General features: G+C 41.9%; 18 protein-coding genes. All 18 read left to right on the top strand.

Annotation, left to right across the window (positions count from 1 at the left end):
• The first annotated feature begins 82 nt into the window (after positions 1–82).
• The 18 genes from fliL to H5162_RS08915 all read left to right on the top strand — a co-directional run bounded on the left by fliL (position 83) and on the right by H5162_RS08915 (position 17133).
• Entirely contained in the window at positions 83–613 is a 531-nt protein-coding gene (fliL, locus tag H5162_RS09000; RefSeq protein ID WP_145239392.1) for a flagellar basal body-associated protein FliL, read from the top strand.
• 9 nt (positions 614–622) lie between these two features.
• A complete protein-coding gene (gene fliM, locus H5162_RS08995) occupies positions 623–1714 on the top strand; it encodes a flagellar motor switch protein FliM (protein WP_145239389.1) in 1092 nt (363 codons plus the stop codon).
• Between the two features lie 22 nt (positions 1715–1736).
• Positions 1737–2135 (top strand): flagellar motor switch protein FliN, encoded by a 399-nt coding sequence (gene fliN / locus H5162_RS08990; protein WP_145239385.1) that lies wholly within the window; start codon positions 1737–1739, stop codon positions 2133–2135.
• Positions 2132–2515, top strand: coding sequence for a flagellar biosynthetic protein FliO (gene fliO, locus H5162_RS08985; RefSeq protein WP_182778312.1), 384 nt, complete (start codon positions 2132–2134; stop codon positions 2513–2515). The genes fliN and fliO overlap by 4 nt, the downstream gene beginning before the upstream one ends.
• A 4-nt stretch (positions 2516–2519) precedes the next feature.
• The gene (gene fliP / locus H5162_RS08980; protein ID WP_145239379.1) at positions 2520–3260 is read left to right on the top strand and encodes a flagellar type III secretion system pore protein FliP; all 741 of its coding nucleotides are present in this window, start codon (positions 2520–2522) and stop codon (positions 3258–3260) included.
• 43 nt (positions 3261–3303) lie between these two features.
• Positions 3304–3573 carry a flagellar biosynthesis protein FliQ gene (gene fliQ / locus H5162_RS08975; protein ID WP_145239376.1) on the top strand — a complete coding sequence of 90 codons (270 nt, stop codon included), beginning with the start codon at positions 3304–3306 and terminating at the stop codon, positions 3571–3573.
• A 1-nt stretch (position 3574) separates the two neighbouring features.
• Positions 3575–4354, top strand: coding sequence for a flagellar biosynthetic protein FliR (fliR, locus tag H5162_RS08970; RefSeq protein WP_145239372.1), 780 nt, complete (start codon positions 3575–3577; stop codon positions 4352–4354).
• 9 nt (positions 4355–4363) lie between these two features.
• Entirely contained in the window at positions 4364–5494 is a 1131-nt protein-coding gene (gene flhB, locus H5162_RS08965) for a flagellar biosynthesis protein FlhB (RefSeq protein WP_145239369.1), read from the top strand.
• A gap of 95 nt (positions 5495–5589) precedes the next feature.
• On the top strand, positions 5590–7698 hold the full coding sequence (gene flhA / locus H5162_RS08960; RefSeq protein WP_145239366.1) for a flagellar biosynthesis protein FlhA: 2109 nt from the start codon (positions 5590–5592) through the stop codon (positions 7696–7698).
• 23 nt (positions 7699–7721) lie between these two features.
• Positions 7722–9203, top strand: coding sequence for a flagellar biosynthesis protein FlhF (gene flhF / locus H5162_RS08955; protein ID WP_182778310.1), 1482 nt, complete (start codon positions 7722–7724; stop codon positions 9201–9203).
• Complete coding sequence (locus H5162_RS08950) at positions 9196–10056, top strand: MinD/ParA family protein (RefSeq protein WP_145239360.1); 861 nt, start codon at positions 9196–9198, stop codon at positions 10054–10056. Before flhF ends, H5162_RS08950 begins: the two co-directional genes overlap by 8 nt.
• A gap of 26 nt (positions 10057–10082) precedes the next feature.
• Entirely contained in the window at positions 10083–10793 is a 711-nt protein-coding gene (locus H5162_RS08945) for an RNA polymerase sigma factor FliA (RefSeq protein WP_145239602.1), read from the top strand.
• Positions 10794–10833: 40 nt separating this feature from the next.
• Positions 10834–11217, top strand: a complete 384-nt coding sequence (cheY, locus tag H5162_RS08940) for a chemotaxis response regulator CheY (protein WP_016708035.1) — start codon at positions 10834–10836, stop codon at positions 11215–11217.
• A 17-nt stretch (positions 11218–11234) separates the two neighbouring features.
• Positions 11235–11999, top strand: coding sequence for a protein phosphatase CheZ (locus H5162_RS08935; protein ID WP_145239357.1), 765 nt, complete (start codon positions 11235–11237; stop codon positions 11997–11999).
• Between the two features lie 14 nt (positions 12000–12013).
• Positions 12014–14212, top strand: coding sequence for a chemotaxis protein CheA (locus H5162_RS08930; protein ID WP_182778307.1), 2199 nt, complete (start codon positions 12014–12016; stop codon positions 14210–14212).
• Between the two features lie 68 nt (positions 14213–14280).
• On the top strand, positions 14281–15411 hold the full coding sequence (locus tag H5162_RS08925) for a chemotaxis response regulator protein-glutamate methylesterase (RefSeq protein ID WP_145239351.1): 1131 nt from the start codon (positions 14281–14283) through the stop codon (positions 15409–15411).
• The gene (locus H5162_RS08920; protein ID WP_145239348.1) at positions 15404–16168 is read left to right on the top strand and encodes a flagellar motor protein; all 765 of its coding nucleotides are present in this window, start codon (positions 15404–15406) and stop codon (positions 16166–16168) included. The genes H5162_RS08925 and H5162_RS08920 overlap by 8 nt, the downstream gene beginning before the upstream one ends.
• A 5-nt stretch (positions 16169–16173) precedes the next feature.
• Entirely contained in the window at positions 16174–17133 is a 960-nt protein-coding gene (locus tag H5162_RS08915; RefSeq protein WP_145239345.1) for a flagellar motor protein MotB, read from the top strand.

The following is a 17133-nucleotide window of genomic DNA, read 5'->3' as shown; positions in this document are numbered from 1 at the left end:
ATAAGACTATAAAAATAAATAACTTGATGGTGCGCGGTGACACTCGTAATATCGCTATTATTAAGGCATAAAGGAAAGCAGCATGGCTGAAGAAGCAAACTTAGAAATTGAAGACGGTAGTAAAAGTAAAAAAAAGCTGATTATAATTATTATTGCTGTGGTATTGGTAATTGGTGGTGCAGCTGGCTTTTTCTTGATGTCTGGCTCCGACGCTGCTCCTGAAACACTTGCGGATGAATCTGTTGCATCAGCAACTGAAACTGCAGATGTAAGTGGTAGTGGTGCAAAGGTTGGCAGTGCCTTATATGTTGCGATGCCTCGACCTTTTATTTTTAACGTACCTGGTGCCAGTCGTGATCGCATTGTGCAAATAAAAGTGCAATTACTAGTGCGCGGTGATGTGAATGAAGAAACGGCTAAAAAGCATATTCCACTTATTGAAGGCACATTGCTTGGTGTGTTTTCAACCACCACCGCAGATGAGCTTGGTACTAGCGAAGGCAAAGAAACCCTACGAGTAGCAGCGCTTGATAAAGTACAAGCCGCGTTAACTGATGTAGAGGGTAGTAAAGTAATTGAGCGGGTGTTGTTTACCGGCTTTGTAATGCAATAAGGGGTCAGCGTGAGTGATTTATTATCCCAAGATGAAATCGATGCCCTGTTGCATGGTGTCGATGAAGTCGAAGAGGAGGATCTACAGGACGGTGATGATGGTAGCGGTAATACGTTGCAATACGATTTTTCTTCACAAGATCGTATTGTTCGTGGTCGCATGCCGACTCTGGAGATTGTGAACGAACGATTTGCTCGACACATGCGCATTAGCTTATTTAATATGATGCGCCGTACTGCTGAAGTTTCTATCAATGGCGTACAAATGATAAAGTTTGGTGAGTATATCCACACTTTATTTGTTCCTACCAGTCTTAATATGGTGCGCTTTCGTCCTCTTAAAGGTACTGGGTTAATCACTATGGAAGCACGGTTAGTGTTCATCCTGGTTGATAACTTCTTTGGCGGCGATGGTCGCTATCATGCGAAAATAGAAGGTCGTGAATTTACACCTACTGAGCGCCGTATTGTACAAATGCTATTAAAAATAATCTTTGAAGATTACAAAGAAGCATGGGCGCCGGTAATGGATGTGTCTTTTGAATATCTTGATTCAGAAGTTAATCCGGCAATGGCTAATATCGTCAGTCCCACCGAGGTGGTGGTGATCAGTTCATTCCATATTGAGCTGGATGGCGGTGGCGGGGATTTCCATATCGCATTGCCGTATTCAATGCTTGAACCTATTCGTGAATTACTCGATGCTGGTGTGCAATCAGATACTGAAGATACCGATTTACGTTGGAGCAAAGCCTTACGTGATGAGATTATGGATGTTGAAGTTGGAATATCAACACAACTGCTTGAAGTTGATTTAACCTTAGCGCAAATTATGGAGCTTAAGGCTGGGGATATTATTCCTGTTGAGATGCCAGAGCACATAACGGTGTTTGTCGAAGAGCTGCCAACCTTTAGGGCTAAAATGGGTCGCTCTCGTGATAATGTCGCGCTGCAAATTAGTGAAAAAATTAAACGTCCTGAATCAGTCAAATCAGAGTTGCATGTCTTTACAAAAGGTGGCAAAAAGCTTGATTCAGATGCGGAATTAGCAGAACTAGAAGATGATCTACACCTTTCCGAAGGCGTAGATTTAGACTGGTAAGAGAATAAAAAGGTTTAATAGTATGAGTGATGACCAAGATACAATGGACGAATGGGCGGCTGCTTTAGCCGAAGCCGAAGGGACCGATAGTTCTGATGGTGCCAAAGTAACTGAACTTGACGAGTTAAGTGATGCTAGACATGAAATGAGTGGCGAAGAAAAACGCAAACTCGATACAATTTTAGATATCCCCGTGACTATTTCGATGGAAGTCGGGCGTTCAAAAATTAATATTCGTAACTTACTTCAGCTTAACCAAGGTTCAGTTGTTGAGCTTGATCGTGTTGCCGGTGAGCCATTGGATGTATTAGTTAATGGTACATTGATAGCGCATGGTGAAGTGGTCGTAGTTAATGATAAATTTGGTATCCGCCTGACTGACGTGATCAGCCAAGTTGAACGGATCAAGAAGCTGCGATGAGCAGTTGGCTTTTTTTATCGACTGCAGCAAGCTCAGCGCTGCCTGCAGCGACACCAATGGGCGACTTACTCTCAATGGTAATGTCTTTAATCATGGTGCTAGGACTGATTGTGGTACTGGCATTTTTGGTTAAAAAACTAAACCCCAATTTAGCAAATACCGACGAATTTAAAGTGGTGCGTAGTTTACCGTTAAGTGCGAGAGAGCGATTAATGGTCGTCGAAATTGATAATTGTCAGCACTTACTGGGCGTAACCCCGCACAGTATTAACTACCTGCATAAATTAGAGACTCCATTGACAGAAAAAGAGTTGCCAGCCCTTGCACAACGTTTTGGTAAACTCTTAAACCCACAAACTAACCACATTAAAAAGAATTAATAATATGACTAAGTGGCTGCTTATACTTTTTGCATTAGTTTTTATCCCCACAGTTAACGCCGAAGGCATTGAAGCGTTAAGTATTACGACTAATCCAGACGGTTCACAAGATTACTCTGTAACCTTGCAAGTACTGGCTATTATGACCGCGCTAAGCTTTATACCTGCAGCGGTGATCATGATGACCTCATTTACTCGCATAATCGTAGTACTGGCTATTTTACGCCAAGCAATTGGTTTGCAACAAACACCATCAAATCAAATATTGTTAGGTATGTCGCTATTTCTAAGTATTTTTATAATGACGCCGGTTTATCAAAAAGTGAATCAGCAAGCTATTGAGCCATATTTAAATGAGCAGGTGACCTCGATTCAAGCGCTTGAACTTGCCAAAGAGCCGATGAAGGAATTCATGCTCTCACAGGTGCGCATAAAAGATTTAGAAACCTTCGCTAAAATTGCTGGTTATGACAAGTTAGATTCTCCTGAAGCAACGCCATTAATTGTATTAATCCCCGCATTTATAACCAGCGAATTACAAACTGCATTTATTATTGGTTTTATGTTCTTTATTCCATTTTTGATAGTCGATTTAGTTGTGGCTTCAGTCTTGATGGCCATGGGTATGATGATGCTCTCGCCGATGATTGTATCTATGCCGTTTAAAATTATGTTGTTTGTACTTGTTGATGGCTGGAGTTTAGTGATGGGGACTTTAGCTAAAAGTTTTGGCTTAGGCACTTGATATGGCAATACAATACTTTGCCTACAAAGGCTAGGGGGGCACCATGGAACCAGAAATCTTCGTCGATATTCTCAGTAATGCATTATTTTTAGTTATTAAATTAGTATCGGCAATTGTGGTACCCGGTTTATTAGTGGGTTTAGTTGTAGCTGTATTTCAGGCCGCAACGTCAATCAATGAACAAACATTAAGCTTTTTGCCGCGGCTATTAATTACTATCAGCGCCTTGATTGTTGGAGGGCATTGGTTAACGCAAGAGTTAATGGATTTTTTTAGTCGAATAGTGTTAATTATTCCTGAAATTGCAGGCTAGTATGGAATTCCCATTTTCGGTTATTATTCAGTGGCTGAGTGATTTTTTGTTACCACTAGTACGGATCAGCTCGATGATTATGATCATGGCGGGGCTGGGTGCTAAAAATGTGCCTACGCGGATCAAGATGGGTCTAGCGGTAATGATTACTTTTTTAGTTGTACCAGTACTTCCGCCTGCGACATTTAATAACTTATTCTCTTTTGAGATGATATTGGTAGTTATTCAACAAATGTTAATCGGTGTTGCGATAGGTTTTGCTTCTGTACTGATGTTGAATACTTTTGTGTTAGCAGGGCAAATATTAGCAATGCAAACTGGCCTTGGTTTCGCCTCTGTTGTTGATCCTTCTAATGGTATGAGTGTGCCTGCTGTTGGGCAGTTTTATTTGATTCTAGCCACGCTATTATTCTTTGTATTTAATGGCCATTTAATGATGATCCAAATGGTAGTGCATAGCTTTGAGGTGCTACCAATCGACGGTAATTGGTGGGCGGTTGATCATTATTGGGACATAGTGACGTGGGGCGGCTGGATGTTTACTACCGCCTTGGTGTTATCTTTGGCGCCTTTAACAGCTATGCTGGTGATTAATATGTCGTTTGGTGTGATGACCCGTGCAGCACCGCAGTTAAACATTTTTTCAATCGGTTTTCCGTTTACCTTGGTTGCAGGTTTAGTCATTATTTGGGCAACCTTAGGTAACTTTGTTACTCAATTTGAATTTCAATGGCTAAAAATGATTGAGTTAATGTGTACTTTAGTTGGTTGTTCCCCATAGGAGAGAGTGATGGCTGAAGATTCAGGTCAAGAAAAAACCGAAGAACCCACGGGGAAAAAAGTAGACGACGCGAAAAAGAAAGGCCAGGTTGCGCGCTCAAAAGAGCTTGGCACCATGTTTGTACTTATTTTTTCAGCGATTTCATTACTTATGTATGGACCTGAGATTGGCAAGGGACTGTATAATATAATGGGTCGCATGCTCAGTTTGAACCGCAATGAAACCTACGATACTACGAAAATGTTTTCTGTGTGGGGAGCGGTGGCCGATGCGCTAGTATTTCCGATGGCGATGTTCGTGTTTATTATTGTGCTGGCGGGTATCATAGGTAATACCTTGTTAGGTGGTTTTAACTTTAGTTGGGAGGCGGCAGCACCCAAAGCCAGTAAAATGTCACCAGCAAAAGGTATAAAGCGGATGTTAGGTCCACAAGCGGGCGTCGAGTTGGTGAAATCGATTTTAAAGTTTGTGGTCGTGGCGGGCTTTGCCATCTTTTTGATCAACACCTTCTTTGATGAAATTCTTCATCTGAGTATTGAAAGTGCGCCGGGCAATATCATTCATGCCTTAGAGATACTCGCATGGATGTTTTTAGGGCTGACCTGCACCTTAACCATTATTGCTGCGATTGATGCGCCATATCAAAGCCATAAACATCACAAAGAATTAAAAATGACTCTACAAGAAGTCAAAGATGAATATAAAAATTCTGAAGGTGATCCGCAAATTAAAGCGCGTATAAGACAAACGCAAAGACAAATGTCGCAGCGACGCATGATGCAGGATGTGCCAGATGCCGATGTAGTTGTTACCAACCCTACTCATTACTCTGTGGCATTAAAGTACGACACAGAGCGCGCTGGCGCGCCTATATTAGTTGCCAAAGGCGTTGATGAGATGGCGATGCAAATTAGAAAAATAGCCATAGGTAACGAGGTACCCATTGTAGAGTCCCCCATGCTTACTCGAGCACTGTATCATACTGCCGAAGTAGGAGAACAAATCCCTGACCAACTATTTACTGCAGTCGCACAAGTTTTAGCTTATGTATTTCAGCTTAAACGCTTTCAAAAAGGCCGTGGTAAACGCCCTACAAAATTGAATAAAACACTCCCAATTCCAGATGCCTATAAGTATTGATTTGAATAATCAGTATTCTTTTAAGCTCGTAATTAATAACTTGGAATAGTTATTGCAAATTCCGTTTAGTGTCAATTTTTTGAAATTGTAGAATTATGGAATTTAAAGCTGTATTACAACAACTTAATAAAGATAAAAAAGAGTATTTAAAAGGTGTTGGTACACCTTTGCTGGTGCTCGCTGCGCTGGGCATGGTGATTTTACCGTTACCGCCATTTTTACTCGACATTCTTTTCTCGTTTAATATAGCTTTAGCATTAGTGGTGTTGTTAGTGACAGTTTACACCATGAAGCCTGTTGAATTTGGGATGTTTCCCGCAGTACTATTGATTGCAACTATTATGCGTTTGGCACTAAATGTTGCTAGTACCCGGGTGGTGCTGCTTGAAGGCCATAACGGTGGCGATTCCGCAGGTAAAGTAATCGAAGCTTTTGGTTCAGTGGTAATTGGTGGCAACTACGCAGTTGGTTTAGTGGTGTTTTTGATTTTGATCATCATCAACTTTGTGGTAATCACCAAAGGCGCAGGCAGGATCTCTGAGGTATCGGCACGCTTTACCTTAGATGCGATGCCAGGCAAACAAATGGCCATTGATGCCGACTTGAATGCGGGTTTTATTAGTGCGGAGCAAGCACGAGATCGCCGTGAAGAAGTCACCCGTGAAGCGGACTTTTATGGCTCTATGGATGGTGCGAGTAAGTTTGTAAAAGGTGATGCGATTGCTGGTATAGTGATACTGATCATCAATATTGTTGGCGGCTTGTTTGTTGGTATGATCCAGCATGATTTAAGCTTTGGTAACGCAATGGAAGTGTATACCTTACTGACCATTGGTGATGGTCTAGTTGCACAATTACCATCATTACTGTTATCTATTGGCACTGCAATTGTTGTTACTCGTCAAAATGAATCGCTCAATATGGGCGATCAATTTAAGAAACAACTCGGTAACGAAAAATCATTATTTATTGCTTCGGGTATTTTAATCGTGATGGGTTTGGTCCCGGGTATGCCACATTTTGCCTTTTTAAGCCTTGGTGCTTTACTTGGTTATTTAGCGTATTACACCCAGCAAAGTAAGCTCAAAGAAGCGGCTGCTAAGGAAGCAGAAGCTGCCAATGGCGGTGCAACAGGCACTGGTGTTGCTAACAAGCAAGAGCAAAAAGAGCTAGGTTGGGATGATGTACAACAAGTTGATGTAATTGGCCTCGAAGTTGGCTATCGCTTAATTCCATTAGTTGATCAATCACAAGGTGGCGAATTATTAAACCGAATTAAAGGGGTACGTAAAAAGTTATCTCAAGAACTTGGTTTTTTAATTCCACCAGTGCATATTCGCGATAACTTAGAGTTAGACCCAAATGCATACAGAATTACCATGATGGGTGTTTCAAGTGGTGAGGGCGAGCTTAAGCACGGTGATGAGTTGGCTATTAATCCTGGCCAAGTATTTGGTCCAATAAAAGGGATTGCTACTAAAGATCCTGCCTTTGGTCTAGACGCTATTTGGATCAAACCAGATCAAAAAGATGAAGCACAATCACTCGGTTATACCGTGGTTGATGCAGCGACTGTGGTAGCAACGCATATTAGTCAGTTACTAACTAACAGCGCGGCCTTGTTACTCGGCCACGAGGAAGTGCAAAATCTATTAGATATGCTGGCAAAAAGTCATCCTCGTTTAGTTGAAGGGCTAGTGCCAGATATTTTACCACTAACAGCAATTGTTAAAGTATTACAAAATTTATTAAATGAAGGCGTTGCTATTCGCGATATGCGTTCAATTGTACAAACCCTTGTTGAGTATGGCCCTCGAAGCCAAGATCCTGATGTATTAACCGCAGCAGTGCGAATTTCACTGCGCAGATTAATTGTTCAAGACGCGGTTGGAATGTCATCAGAAATCCCTGTCATAACCTTGGCGCCTGAGTTGGAACAGATGTTGCATCAGTCACTACAAAATGCAGGCGACGAAGGTGCCGGAATAGAGCCAGGACTTGCAGAGCGACTTCAACAATCATTAAATGAAGCGCATCAAAACCAAGAAATGGCCGGTGAACCTTCGATATTGCTAACGTCAGGAATGTTACGCACTGTGTTATCTCGTTTTGTTAAGTACACCATTCCAGGATTGCGAGTGATGTCTTATCAAGAGGTACCAGACGAAAGACAGATCAAGATTGTCAGCTCAGTAGGCCAATAATCGGATTTTAAAGGGGTTGAACCATGAAAATAAAACGTTTTTTTGCTAAAGATATGCGCACCGCACTGAAAGAAGTTAAAGATGAACTCGGTGTAGATGCTGTAATCATGTCAAATAAAAAATTAGCCAATGGGGTAGAGATTGTTGCCGCCGTTGATTATGAAAAAGCAGCCCCGAAAGCACCGGCACAACCACATGTTGCTAAGGTGCAACCGCAAACGAATGCTAACTTTGTTAAACCTGCGCCACAACGTGCGCAGCATGAGCCGCAAGCTGCGGTAGCTGATAGCTTACAAGCATTATTAGAGCGCCAATCACCGCGTCCACGCTCACCTGAGCTTGCGTCTATGTTTAGCCAGTCAGGGATTGATACATCTACTCAGTATCAACCACAGCAACAACATCAAGCACAGCAAGCTCGCCATGAACCACAAGCGCATAGTGATTTTGCTCGTCGCGATACTGCGCCGCGTCCACAAACGCAAGCACATAGCTTAGGTTTTGATGATGATCTAGAAAGTGGTTTTGATGATTTAGATACTCCGATGCCAGCAAAAAGTGCAGCCAAAACAGATGAAATCACCGCTATGCGTGATGAAATGGCTGCGATGCGTCAATTACTTGAGTATCAGGTATCGGGTTTGATGCAACAAGATTTAGCGCGTCGCGATCCTACCCGCGCATGCATGATCGATCGTTTAGTTGGAATGGGTATCGACAGTGAAGTTGCAGAGCAAATGGCCTGCTTTATTCCGGACGATGTGTCACGTCAGCAAGCCTGGCAAGCACTATTGCAAATGGTTGAAAACCAAATGCATACTACAAATAACGAAATCCTTCGCCAAGGCGGGGTATATGCACTTGTTGGTCCTACTGGGGTAGGTAAAACTACAACCGTGGCAAAACTTGCAGCCCTTGGCGCACAAAAATATGGTGCAGATAAAGTTGCGCTAATTACCACTGATACTTACCGTATTGGCGCTTATGAACAGTTAGCTACTTATGGCCGGATCATCGGTTGTGGTGTAAAACAAGTTAAAGATGCCAATGAATTAGCAGAAGTTTTATATCATTTACGAAATAAGCGTCTAGTATTAATAGATACCGCGGGAATGAGCCAACGTGATTTACGTTTAACTGAGCAGCTAAATACATTAATGCGTAATCAACGTGTCGATATTCGCAATTATTTAGTGCTCAGTGCGACCGCACAAATTAATGTTTTACAAGAAACCGTAAGACATTTTAAGAAGGTACAATTAAGTGGCTGTATTTTCACTAAATTAGACGAATCATTAAGTTTAGGTGAGATTATTAGTATAGCGATTCAAAATCGCCTTCCAATAGGGTATCTTACTAACGGTCAGCGCGTTCCAGAGGACATTCGGGTCGCCAATGCAGAGAAATTAGTAAAAAAAGCAGAACAATTGTATTTAAAAAGAACAAAAGCACAACATTCACGACGCCAAGCAGTAGCGTCAAGCACAGTAGGGATGTATGATTAACACAGTATTAGATCAAGCAAGTGGCCTGCGTAAAATGAGTCAAAACAATAATAACGGCGTTAAAGTTATCGCTGTAACAGGTGGTAAAGGTGGCGTAGGGAAAACTAACGTCTCACTTAACACTGCGATTGCGTTGGGTCAGCTCGGAAACCGAGTGTTAGTTCTGGATGCCGATTTGGGTTTAGCAAATTGTGATGTGATGTTAGGGCTTCGGGTTGAACGTAATCTATCTCATGTACTATCAGGTGAATGTGAGCTCGATGAAATTTTAGTTGAAGGGCCTGCAGGAATTAAAATAGTACCAGCGACGTCAGGCTCACAAAGTATGGTGGAACTTTCTCCATCAGAACATGCTGGATTAATTCGTGCTTTTAGTGAGTTGAATACCGAATTTGATATATTAATTGTTGATACTGCTGCTGGTATCTCTGACATGGTATTAAGTTTTTCGCGCGCAGCGCAAGATGTCATGGTAGTAGTATGTGATGAACCGACCTCAATAACCGACGCTTATGCATTAATCAAAGTGTTGAGTCGTGAGCATGGTGTGTATAAGTTTAAAATAGTTGCTAATATGGTGCGCAGTATGCGTGAAGGCCACGAACTATTTGCTAAGCTCTCAAAAGTAACGGATCGCTTTTTGGATGTCTCAATGGAATTGGTTGCAACAGTCCCTTATGATGAAAACATGCGTAAAGCAACTCGTCGTCAAAAAGTAATTGTTGATTTATTTCCAAATTCTCCAGCGGCAATTGCATTTAAAACATTAGCGACAAAAGCAGTTAAATGGCCTATACCTAATCAACCATCTGGCCATTTAGAATTTTTCATAGAAAAATTAGTAAACGGCTAACTATGACGGCATCGGTGAATAAAGCGATGGGATATCAATCGACACAAAATTTAAATGTGATTGTTGAGCGACATGCTTCTTTAGTTAAAAAAGTGGCTTGTCATTTGATCGCTCGTTTACCCGCGAGTGTGCAACTCGATGATTTGATTCAATCGGGGATGATAGGGTTAATTGAAGCATCAAAAAACTTTGATGCGACTAAAGGTGCAAGCTTTGAAACCTTTGCAGGCATTCGTATTCGTGGTGCGATGCTGGATGAAATGCGCCGAGGTGATTGGGCTCCTCGCTCAGTGCACCGTAATAGCCGCAGAGTTGCTGAAGCGATTAGTGAGCTAGAAAGCAGCCTGAATCGAGAACCTAAAGATAGTGAAGTTGCTGAAAAACTTGATATTACGCTAGATGAGTACCATCATATTCTTAGTGATGTAAATTCAAGTAAGGTTTTAGGTATAGAAGACTTGGGAATTGATGAAGATGTTATCACACCAGTGGGACATGATTTAGCACTAGACAAGCCCTTTAATAACGTTAAAAATGAACGTTTTAATCAATCATTATTAACAGCTATACAATCTTTACCTGAACGAGATGGGTTAGTATTGTCGCTTTATTATAATGATGAAATGAATTTAAAAGAGATTGGACATATACTCGATGTAAGCGAATCGCGTGTGAGTCAGATACATGGTCAGGCGATGATTAAGCTCAAAGCAAAAATCAATGACTGGATTAACTAGTAGTAAGTAAATATAGGTTCAGACCTCACCGGAGGATGTTTTGGATAAAAACATGAAAATTCTTGTTGTTGATGATTTTTCGACGATGAGACGTATTATCAAAAATCTGTTAAGAGATTTGGGTTTTACAAATGTACAAGAAGCTGATGATGGCTCAACAGCTTTACCGATGTTGCAGAATCAAGAATTTGATTTTGTAGTAACAGATTGGAACATGCCTGGCATGCAAGGAATTGACCTCTTGCGCGCTATCAGGGCCGATGACAGCCTGAAACACATCCCTGTTTTAATGGTAACAGCAGAAGCTAAAAAAGAACAAATTGTTGCTGCTGCACAAGCTGGTGTTAACGGCTATATCGTTAAACCATTTACAGCCGCAACACTGAAAACCAAATTGGAAAAAGTGTTTGAGCGTTTAGGTTAAATAAATAGGAGAGGCTTATGTCAGCACCAGCTGCGCCTCAGATCAGTTTAGAACAAGCCCGGCAGCTTGTGGTTTACCTTGAAAATGGTGAACAAGATAAAGCTGATCAGTTAATTATTGATGCGGCGTCAAAAGAGCAATCAGAATTATTTGCCGAAGTAGGCAAACTTACGCGTCAGCTTCATGATGCGTTGAAAAATTTTGAGCTTGATACACGTTTAGCTGATTTGACCAAAGACGCACTCCCCGATGCTAAGCAGCGTCTAAACTATGTTATGGAAATGACAGAGAACGCTGCTAATAAAACCATGGATGCTGTAGAAGCAAGTTTACCAATTGCCCAACAGCTTGCAGATGATATTTCAGACATTAAACCCACTTGGGATCGTTTAATGAATCGTGAAATTGAGCTAGGTGAGTTTAAAACATTATGCCACAGCTTAGATAAGTTCATGAATAGCTCGCAAACTAAAACGGATGAGTTGCAAGGACTCATGACCAATGTCTTGATGGCACAAGATTTTCAAGATTTAACAGGTCAAGTGATCCGTCGAGTGATAGAGCTTGTTAGAGAAGTAGAAGACAGCTTGATCCACTTGTTGACAGCATTTGGTAGCCAAGATGATAGCGAAACAAAAACAATAGCACCAGTCATTGAAAAACCGCCTGCTGAAAATACACTTGCAGGCCCTGAAGGGCCAATTATTGATAAAGAATCTCGTGATGATGTTGTCTCAGGACAAGATGATGTTGATGATTTATTATCAAGCTTGGGCTTCTAAGAGGAGAGAACTGCATGAGCTTTGAAGTCGATGAAGATATTTTACAAGATTTTCTAGTAGAGGCTGGAGAAATTCTTGAGCTTTTGTCAGAACAGCTGGTGGAGCTTGAAAATAACCCAGATGATACCGAATTACTCAATGCAATTTTCCGTGGTTTTCATACGGTAAAAGGCGGCGCAGGTTTTTTAAGCATGACTGAGCTAGTTGACGCTTGTCACGGTGCAGAAAACGTTTTCGATTTATTGCGTCAAGGTGTTCGTAAGGTTAATTCTGAGCTGATGGACGTGATCTTGCAAGCGCTCGATACTATCAACGAAATGTTTGCGACCATCCAAAGCCGAGAAAAACCAGAACCTGCAAATCCAGAGTTGCTGGCTGTTTTACATAAATTGGGATTGCCGCCAACTGCTGAAGAACTAACTGGCGCTGCTGAGCCTGCAGACGATACTCCTGTTGTTGATGCTGATGCTATTTTAGATGATTCTGATGATCCATTTGCATTTGACTTGTTATTTGATGGTCAAGTTGATAGCGATAAAAAAGATGTTCAAATCGATGATATATCAGAAGATGAATTTGAAAGTTTGCTAGATGAGCTGCATGGAAAAGGACAAAGTCCTGTAACTCCAGCAGTAACAGTTAGCAATGAGTCATCAAATAGTGATATTACTGATGACGAATTCGATAATTTATTAGATGAATTACATGGTGTTGGTAGCTTTGGTTTGGTCAGTAATAAAGATACTGCAAGCACCGAAAATACTGCGCCTAAACCGCCCCAAGCGTCATCAGAGCCAACTAAAAGTAATAGTCCAGACGAGATCAGCGATGATGAGTTTGAAGCATTATTAGATGAATTGCACGGCAAAGGGAGTGCACCACAAGCAGTTGCAGATACTGAGCCAACACCCGCTCAAAAACCAGTCCCTCCCCCAGCACCTGTTGCCGCAGCTAAACCTGCGCCTAAACCAGCAGTGTCTGAGCCTGCGAAAGCGGCTGAAAAGCCAGCTCCAGCGACAGCTGTTGCGAAAAAATCAGTTCCACCACAAGCTGATACCACTGTGCGCGTTGATACAAAACGCCTTGATCAAATAATGAATATGGTCGGTGAACTTGTGCTAGTGCGCAATCGCCTAGTCAGTTTAGCAACCAATACTGAAAGTGAAGCGATGGGTAAAGCCATTTCAAACCTTGATGTAGTAACTGCGGACTTGCAAGGTGCGGTGATGAAAACGCGGATGCAACCGATCAAGAAAGTGTTCGGTCGTTTCCCTCGCGTAGTACGTGATTTAGCCCGCAGTTTGAAAAAAGACATCAATTTATTGCTCGTGGGTGAAGAAACTGATTTAGATAAAAACTTAGTTGAGGCACTGGCAGATCCTTTAGTCCACTTGGTGCGTAACTCTGTAGACCACGGTATTGAAATGCCTGATGTGCGTGAAGCGGCAGGTAAAGCAAGGACTGGGACTGTAACTTTATCAGCATCGCAAGAAGGTGATCATATTTTGCTTACCATCCGAGATGATGGTGCTGGTATGGATCCCGAAAAGCTGAAAAAAATAGCAATCAATAAAGGGGTGCTTGATCACGAGCAAGCTGCTCGATTATCTGATACAGAAGCCTATAACCTTATTTTTGCACCAGGCTTTTCCACCAAAGAACAGATCTCTGATATTTCGGGTCGTGGTGTGGGTATGGATGTGGTGAAAACCAAAATTACCCAACTAAATGGTTCTGTGAGTATTCAATCTGAGCTAGGTGTAGGTACAATCCTAGAAATTAAAGTTCCGTTAACGTTGGCTATTTTGCCGACATTGATGGTGGTTGTCGGTGAGCAAACATTTGCATTACCACTGGCTGGTGTTAATGAAATATTCCACCTAGATTTAACTAAAACGAATGTAGTTGATGGCCAATTAACCATTATTGTTCGTAAGAAAGCACGACCGTTGTTTTATTTAGAACATTGGTTAGTTAAAGGTGCTGACAGATCATTACGCAAAGCTCAAGGCCATGTTGTAATTGTACAAATAGGTACGCAACAAGTTGGTTTTGTAGTGGATTCATTGATTGGTCAAGAAGAAGTTGTTATTAAACCGCTTGATGCTTTACTACAAGGAACACCTGGTATGGCAGGTGCAACGATCACGTCTGACGGTGGTATAGCGCTAATCTTAGATGTTCCAAACCTGTTAAAACATTACGCAGGTTAGTCCAATTCTTATCTTATTGTGAGAGCTATATATGGCTCTCACAGATAAAATTTACATAGAGTATGCCAATGGCAGTTAAAGTTTTAGTTGTTGATGATTCAAGTTTCTTTCGCCGCAGGGTGAGCGAAATACTCGAGCAAGATAAGGATATTGAAGTAATTGGTTTTGCGGTAAATGGCAGAGAAGCGGTAGACAAGACAAATCAATTGCGTCCAGATGTAATCACTATGGATGTTGAAATGCCTGTGCTTGATGGTATTAGTGCTGTAAAAGAGATCATGGCAGCAAATCCAACCCCAATTCTGATGTTCTCTTCCTTGACCCGTGATGGCGCAACAGCAACCTTAGACGCACTTGATGCGGGTGCTTTAGATTTTTTACCGAAAAAATTTGAAGACATTGCTCGTAATAATGAAGATGCGATTAAGTTATTACAAAATAAAGTAAAAGAAATTGGACGCAAGCGTCTATCACGCTTCAGTAGGCCGACACCGACATCAATACCTTCCGTTTCTGCAGGTACAACAAGTCGACCTGCGATAACTCAACCTGATAGAAGTTTTAACCGCAGCACAGCGCCCGCTTCGAACATTGCAGCTAATACACGTGCTTCGGGTAAGAAATATCAAATAGTTGCAATAGGCACTTCCACAGGGGGGCCTGTCGCACTGCAAACTATTTTGACTAAGTTGCCGGCCAACTTCCCACATCCCATTTTGTTAATACAGCATATGCCAGCTGCGTTTACGCCAGCATTTGCCGCTCGTTTAAATGGCTTGTGTAAAATAAAAGTAAAAGAAGCACAACAAGGCGACCGATTAATGCCAGGCGTCGCTTATCTAGCGCCAGGTGGTCAACAGATGCTGGTTGAGGGACGAGGTGGAAATCGCACGTTACGTGTTTTTGAGGACGACAGTGCGCGGATCACTTATAAGCCCAGTGTTGACGTTACTTTTGCTAGTACAGCCAAATCTTTTCAAGGTGATGTGTTAGCTGTGGTACTTACAGGCATGGGCGCTGATGGACGAGATGGTGCAAGAATGCTCAAACAAGCCGGCGCCACTATTTGGGCGCAAGATGAAAAAACCAGTGTGGTATATGGTATGCCACAGGCGGTTGCTAACGCTGGGCTATCGTCGGCAAGTATCGCACTTGAAGAGGTTGCTAATCGGTTAGTTCGAGAAATTGGTTGTGGATAAGTTGTCGTTTTTAGGCCTGTTCGTTGCACTTTTGGCGATTGGCTATGGTTACTCACTAGAGGGTGGGGTTGTAAGTGCTTTATTTAATGGCCCAGCATTAATTATTGTGTTGGGTGGTACGTTAGGTGCTGTAATGCTACAAACACCGGCACATACGTTTAATAAAGTCTTAAGAATAAGTCATTGGGTGTTTTTTCCTCCAAGTCATGATATCGACAGAGCAATTGAGCAAGTTAAAAGTTGGTCACAAAAAGCTCGCCAAGAAGGGTATTTAGCGCTTGAAGAAGTAGCATTAACACATCCAGACCCGTACGTTGCCAAAGGCCTGAGTTTATTGATTGATGGTAACAGCGAGCAAAAACTTAGAGATGCGTTAGAAATTGATTTATTGTTAGAGAGGGAACGTTTACTTGAAGCCAGCCGGGTGTACGAGGCGTTGGGCGGTTACAGTCCTACTATCGGTATATTAGGTGCAGTGCTTGGTCTGATCCAAGCAATGTCATTTATCACTGAGCCTGAAAAGTTAGGTGCGGGGGTTGCGACGGCTTTTATCGCGACCATCTATGGGGTTGGTTTAGCAAATTTACTGTTTTTACCCATGGCTAATAAGCTAAAACAACAAGTAGAACAAAAGATGCTGTTTCATGAGTTATTAGCTGAAGGAATTATTGCAATGAGCCAAGGTGATAGCCCTGTCAATATTGAGCTGAAACTTGAAGCGTATCGTGTAGAGCGTCCAAGTCAGCTACAAGAATAATTATTATGATGCGCCGTCGACTTCGTCACTCATCGACCAAAAGTCAGCATACAGAACGTTGGCTAGTGTCGTACGCCGATTACATGACTATTATGTTTGCATTCTTTGTAGTGATGTATGCGATTGCGATTAATAAAGAAGAAAGCTTCCAAATTTTATCTGATTCGCTGGAGCAGGTTTTTGACAAGTCAGCTCGTCAGTATAGCCAAGAAGGTCAAGGTGTGACCGGTACTGGTTTATTAACCGACAGAGTAAGCCCAGAAAAAGAACTGTTGTTTGGTGAGAGTATTCAAAAGCAAGAAGTTGGCCCGCAGTTACTTGATGGCCAAAGCGACACCAGTAACATAAAACAAAAACACTTAGGTAAACCGCTAGATAGTTTATTAACTAAATTACAATCAGCTTTGATCGATGAAATACGCGATGGCGAAGCAAGTTTAGAGTTACACCAAGACTGGTTGATTATTGAGTTAAGCTCAGGAATGTTATTTTCCAGTGGCAGTGCTGTGGCGCATCAACGCGCGAAAGCAGTAATAAAATTAGTGAACGATATTATTGCTCCTGTAGATAACTACGTCAGAGTACGTGGTTATACAGATAATGAAACTATTCATAATGAAATGTTTCGTTCTAATTGGGAGCTATCTGTTGCAAGAGCGACTTCTATTTTAGTCGAACTTGATGCATTGGGTATCAACCCTGCGCGAATGGCCATCGAAGGTTACGGTCAGTATTCTCCTTTTTCTGATAATGATACAGAGCAAGGGCGTGCTGAAAATCGTAAAGTAGTCGTTGCATTATCAAAATATGGTTTACCACCCAAGCCCATTGTATCAATCGAGCAATCAGCAATAGAAACTGAAGCTGAGCAGCCAATTGAGTTGCCAAGTGATGATAACACTATTAAAGTGATCCAACTCCCACACGGTGGTATACGAATTACAACGCGCAACGAACAAAAATAA

This window comes from Pseudoalteromonas sp. SR41-8 (assembly GCF_014163915.1).
Taxonomy (GTDB): domain Bacteria; phylum Pseudomonadota; class Gammaproteobacteria; order Enterobacterales; family Alteromonadaceae; genus Pseudoalteromonas; species Pseudoalteromonas rhizosphaerae.
Note: the sequence above shows the minus strand (reverse complement) of the source record. Positions and strands in the feature narration are given on the sequence as shown.

Coding starts and splice junctions, on each gene's coding strand:
- fliN (WP_145239385.1), top strand. CDS start 1,737: ATGAGTGATGACCAAGATACAATGGACGAATGGGCGGCTGCTTTAGCC.
- H5162_RS08935 (WP_145239357.1), top strand. CDS start 11,235: ATGTCAGCACCAGCTGCGCCTCAGATCAGTTTAGAACAAGCCCGGCAG.
- fliR (WP_145239372.1), top strand. CDS start 3,575: ATGGAATTCCCATTTTCGGTTATTATTCAGTGGCTGAGTGATTTTTTG.
- H5162_RS08950 (WP_145239360.1), top strand. CDS start 9,196: ATGATTAACACAGTATTAGATCAAGCAAGTGGCCTGCGTAAAATGAGT.
- H5162_RS08915 (WP_145239345.1), top strand. CDS start 16,174: ATGATGCGCCGTCGACTTCGTCACTCATCGACCAAAAGTCAGCATACA.
- fliQ (WP_145239376.1), top strand. CDS start 3,304: ATGGAACCAGAAATCTTCGTCGATATTCTCAGTAATGCATTATTTTTA.
- fliL (WP_145239392.1), top strand. CDS start 83: ATGGCTGAAGAAGCAAACTTAGAAATTGAAGACGGTAGTAAAAGTAAA.
- H5162_RS08930 (WP_182778307.1), top strand. CDS start 12,014: ATGAGCTTTGAAGTCGATGAAGATATTTTACAAGATTTTCTAGTAGAG.
- flhB (WP_145239369.1), top strand. CDS start 4,364: ATGGCTGAAGATTCAGGTCAAGAAAAAACCGAAGAACCCACGGGGAAA.
- H5162_RS08945 (WP_145239602.1), top strand. CDS start 10,083: ATGGGATATCAATCGACACAAAATTTAAATGTGATTGTTGAGCGACAT.
- flhF (WP_182778310.1), top strand. CDS start 7,722: ATGAAAATAAAACGTTTTTTTGCTAAAGATATGCGCACCGCACTGAAA.
- flhA (WP_145239366.1), top strand. CDS start 5,590: ATGGAATTTAAAGCTGTATTACAACAACTTAATAAAGATAAAAAAGAG.
- fliO (WP_182778312.1), top strand. CDS start 2,132: ATGAGCAGTTGGCTTTTTTTATCGACTGCAGCAAGCTCAGCGCTGCCT.
- H5162_RS08925 (WP_145239351.1), top strand. CDS start 14,281: ATGGCAGTTAAAGTTTTAGTTGTTGATGATTCAAGTTTCTTTCGCCGC.
- fliP (WP_145239379.1), top strand. CDS start 2,520: ATGACTAAGTGGCTGCTTATACTTTTTGCATTAGTTTTTATCCCCACA.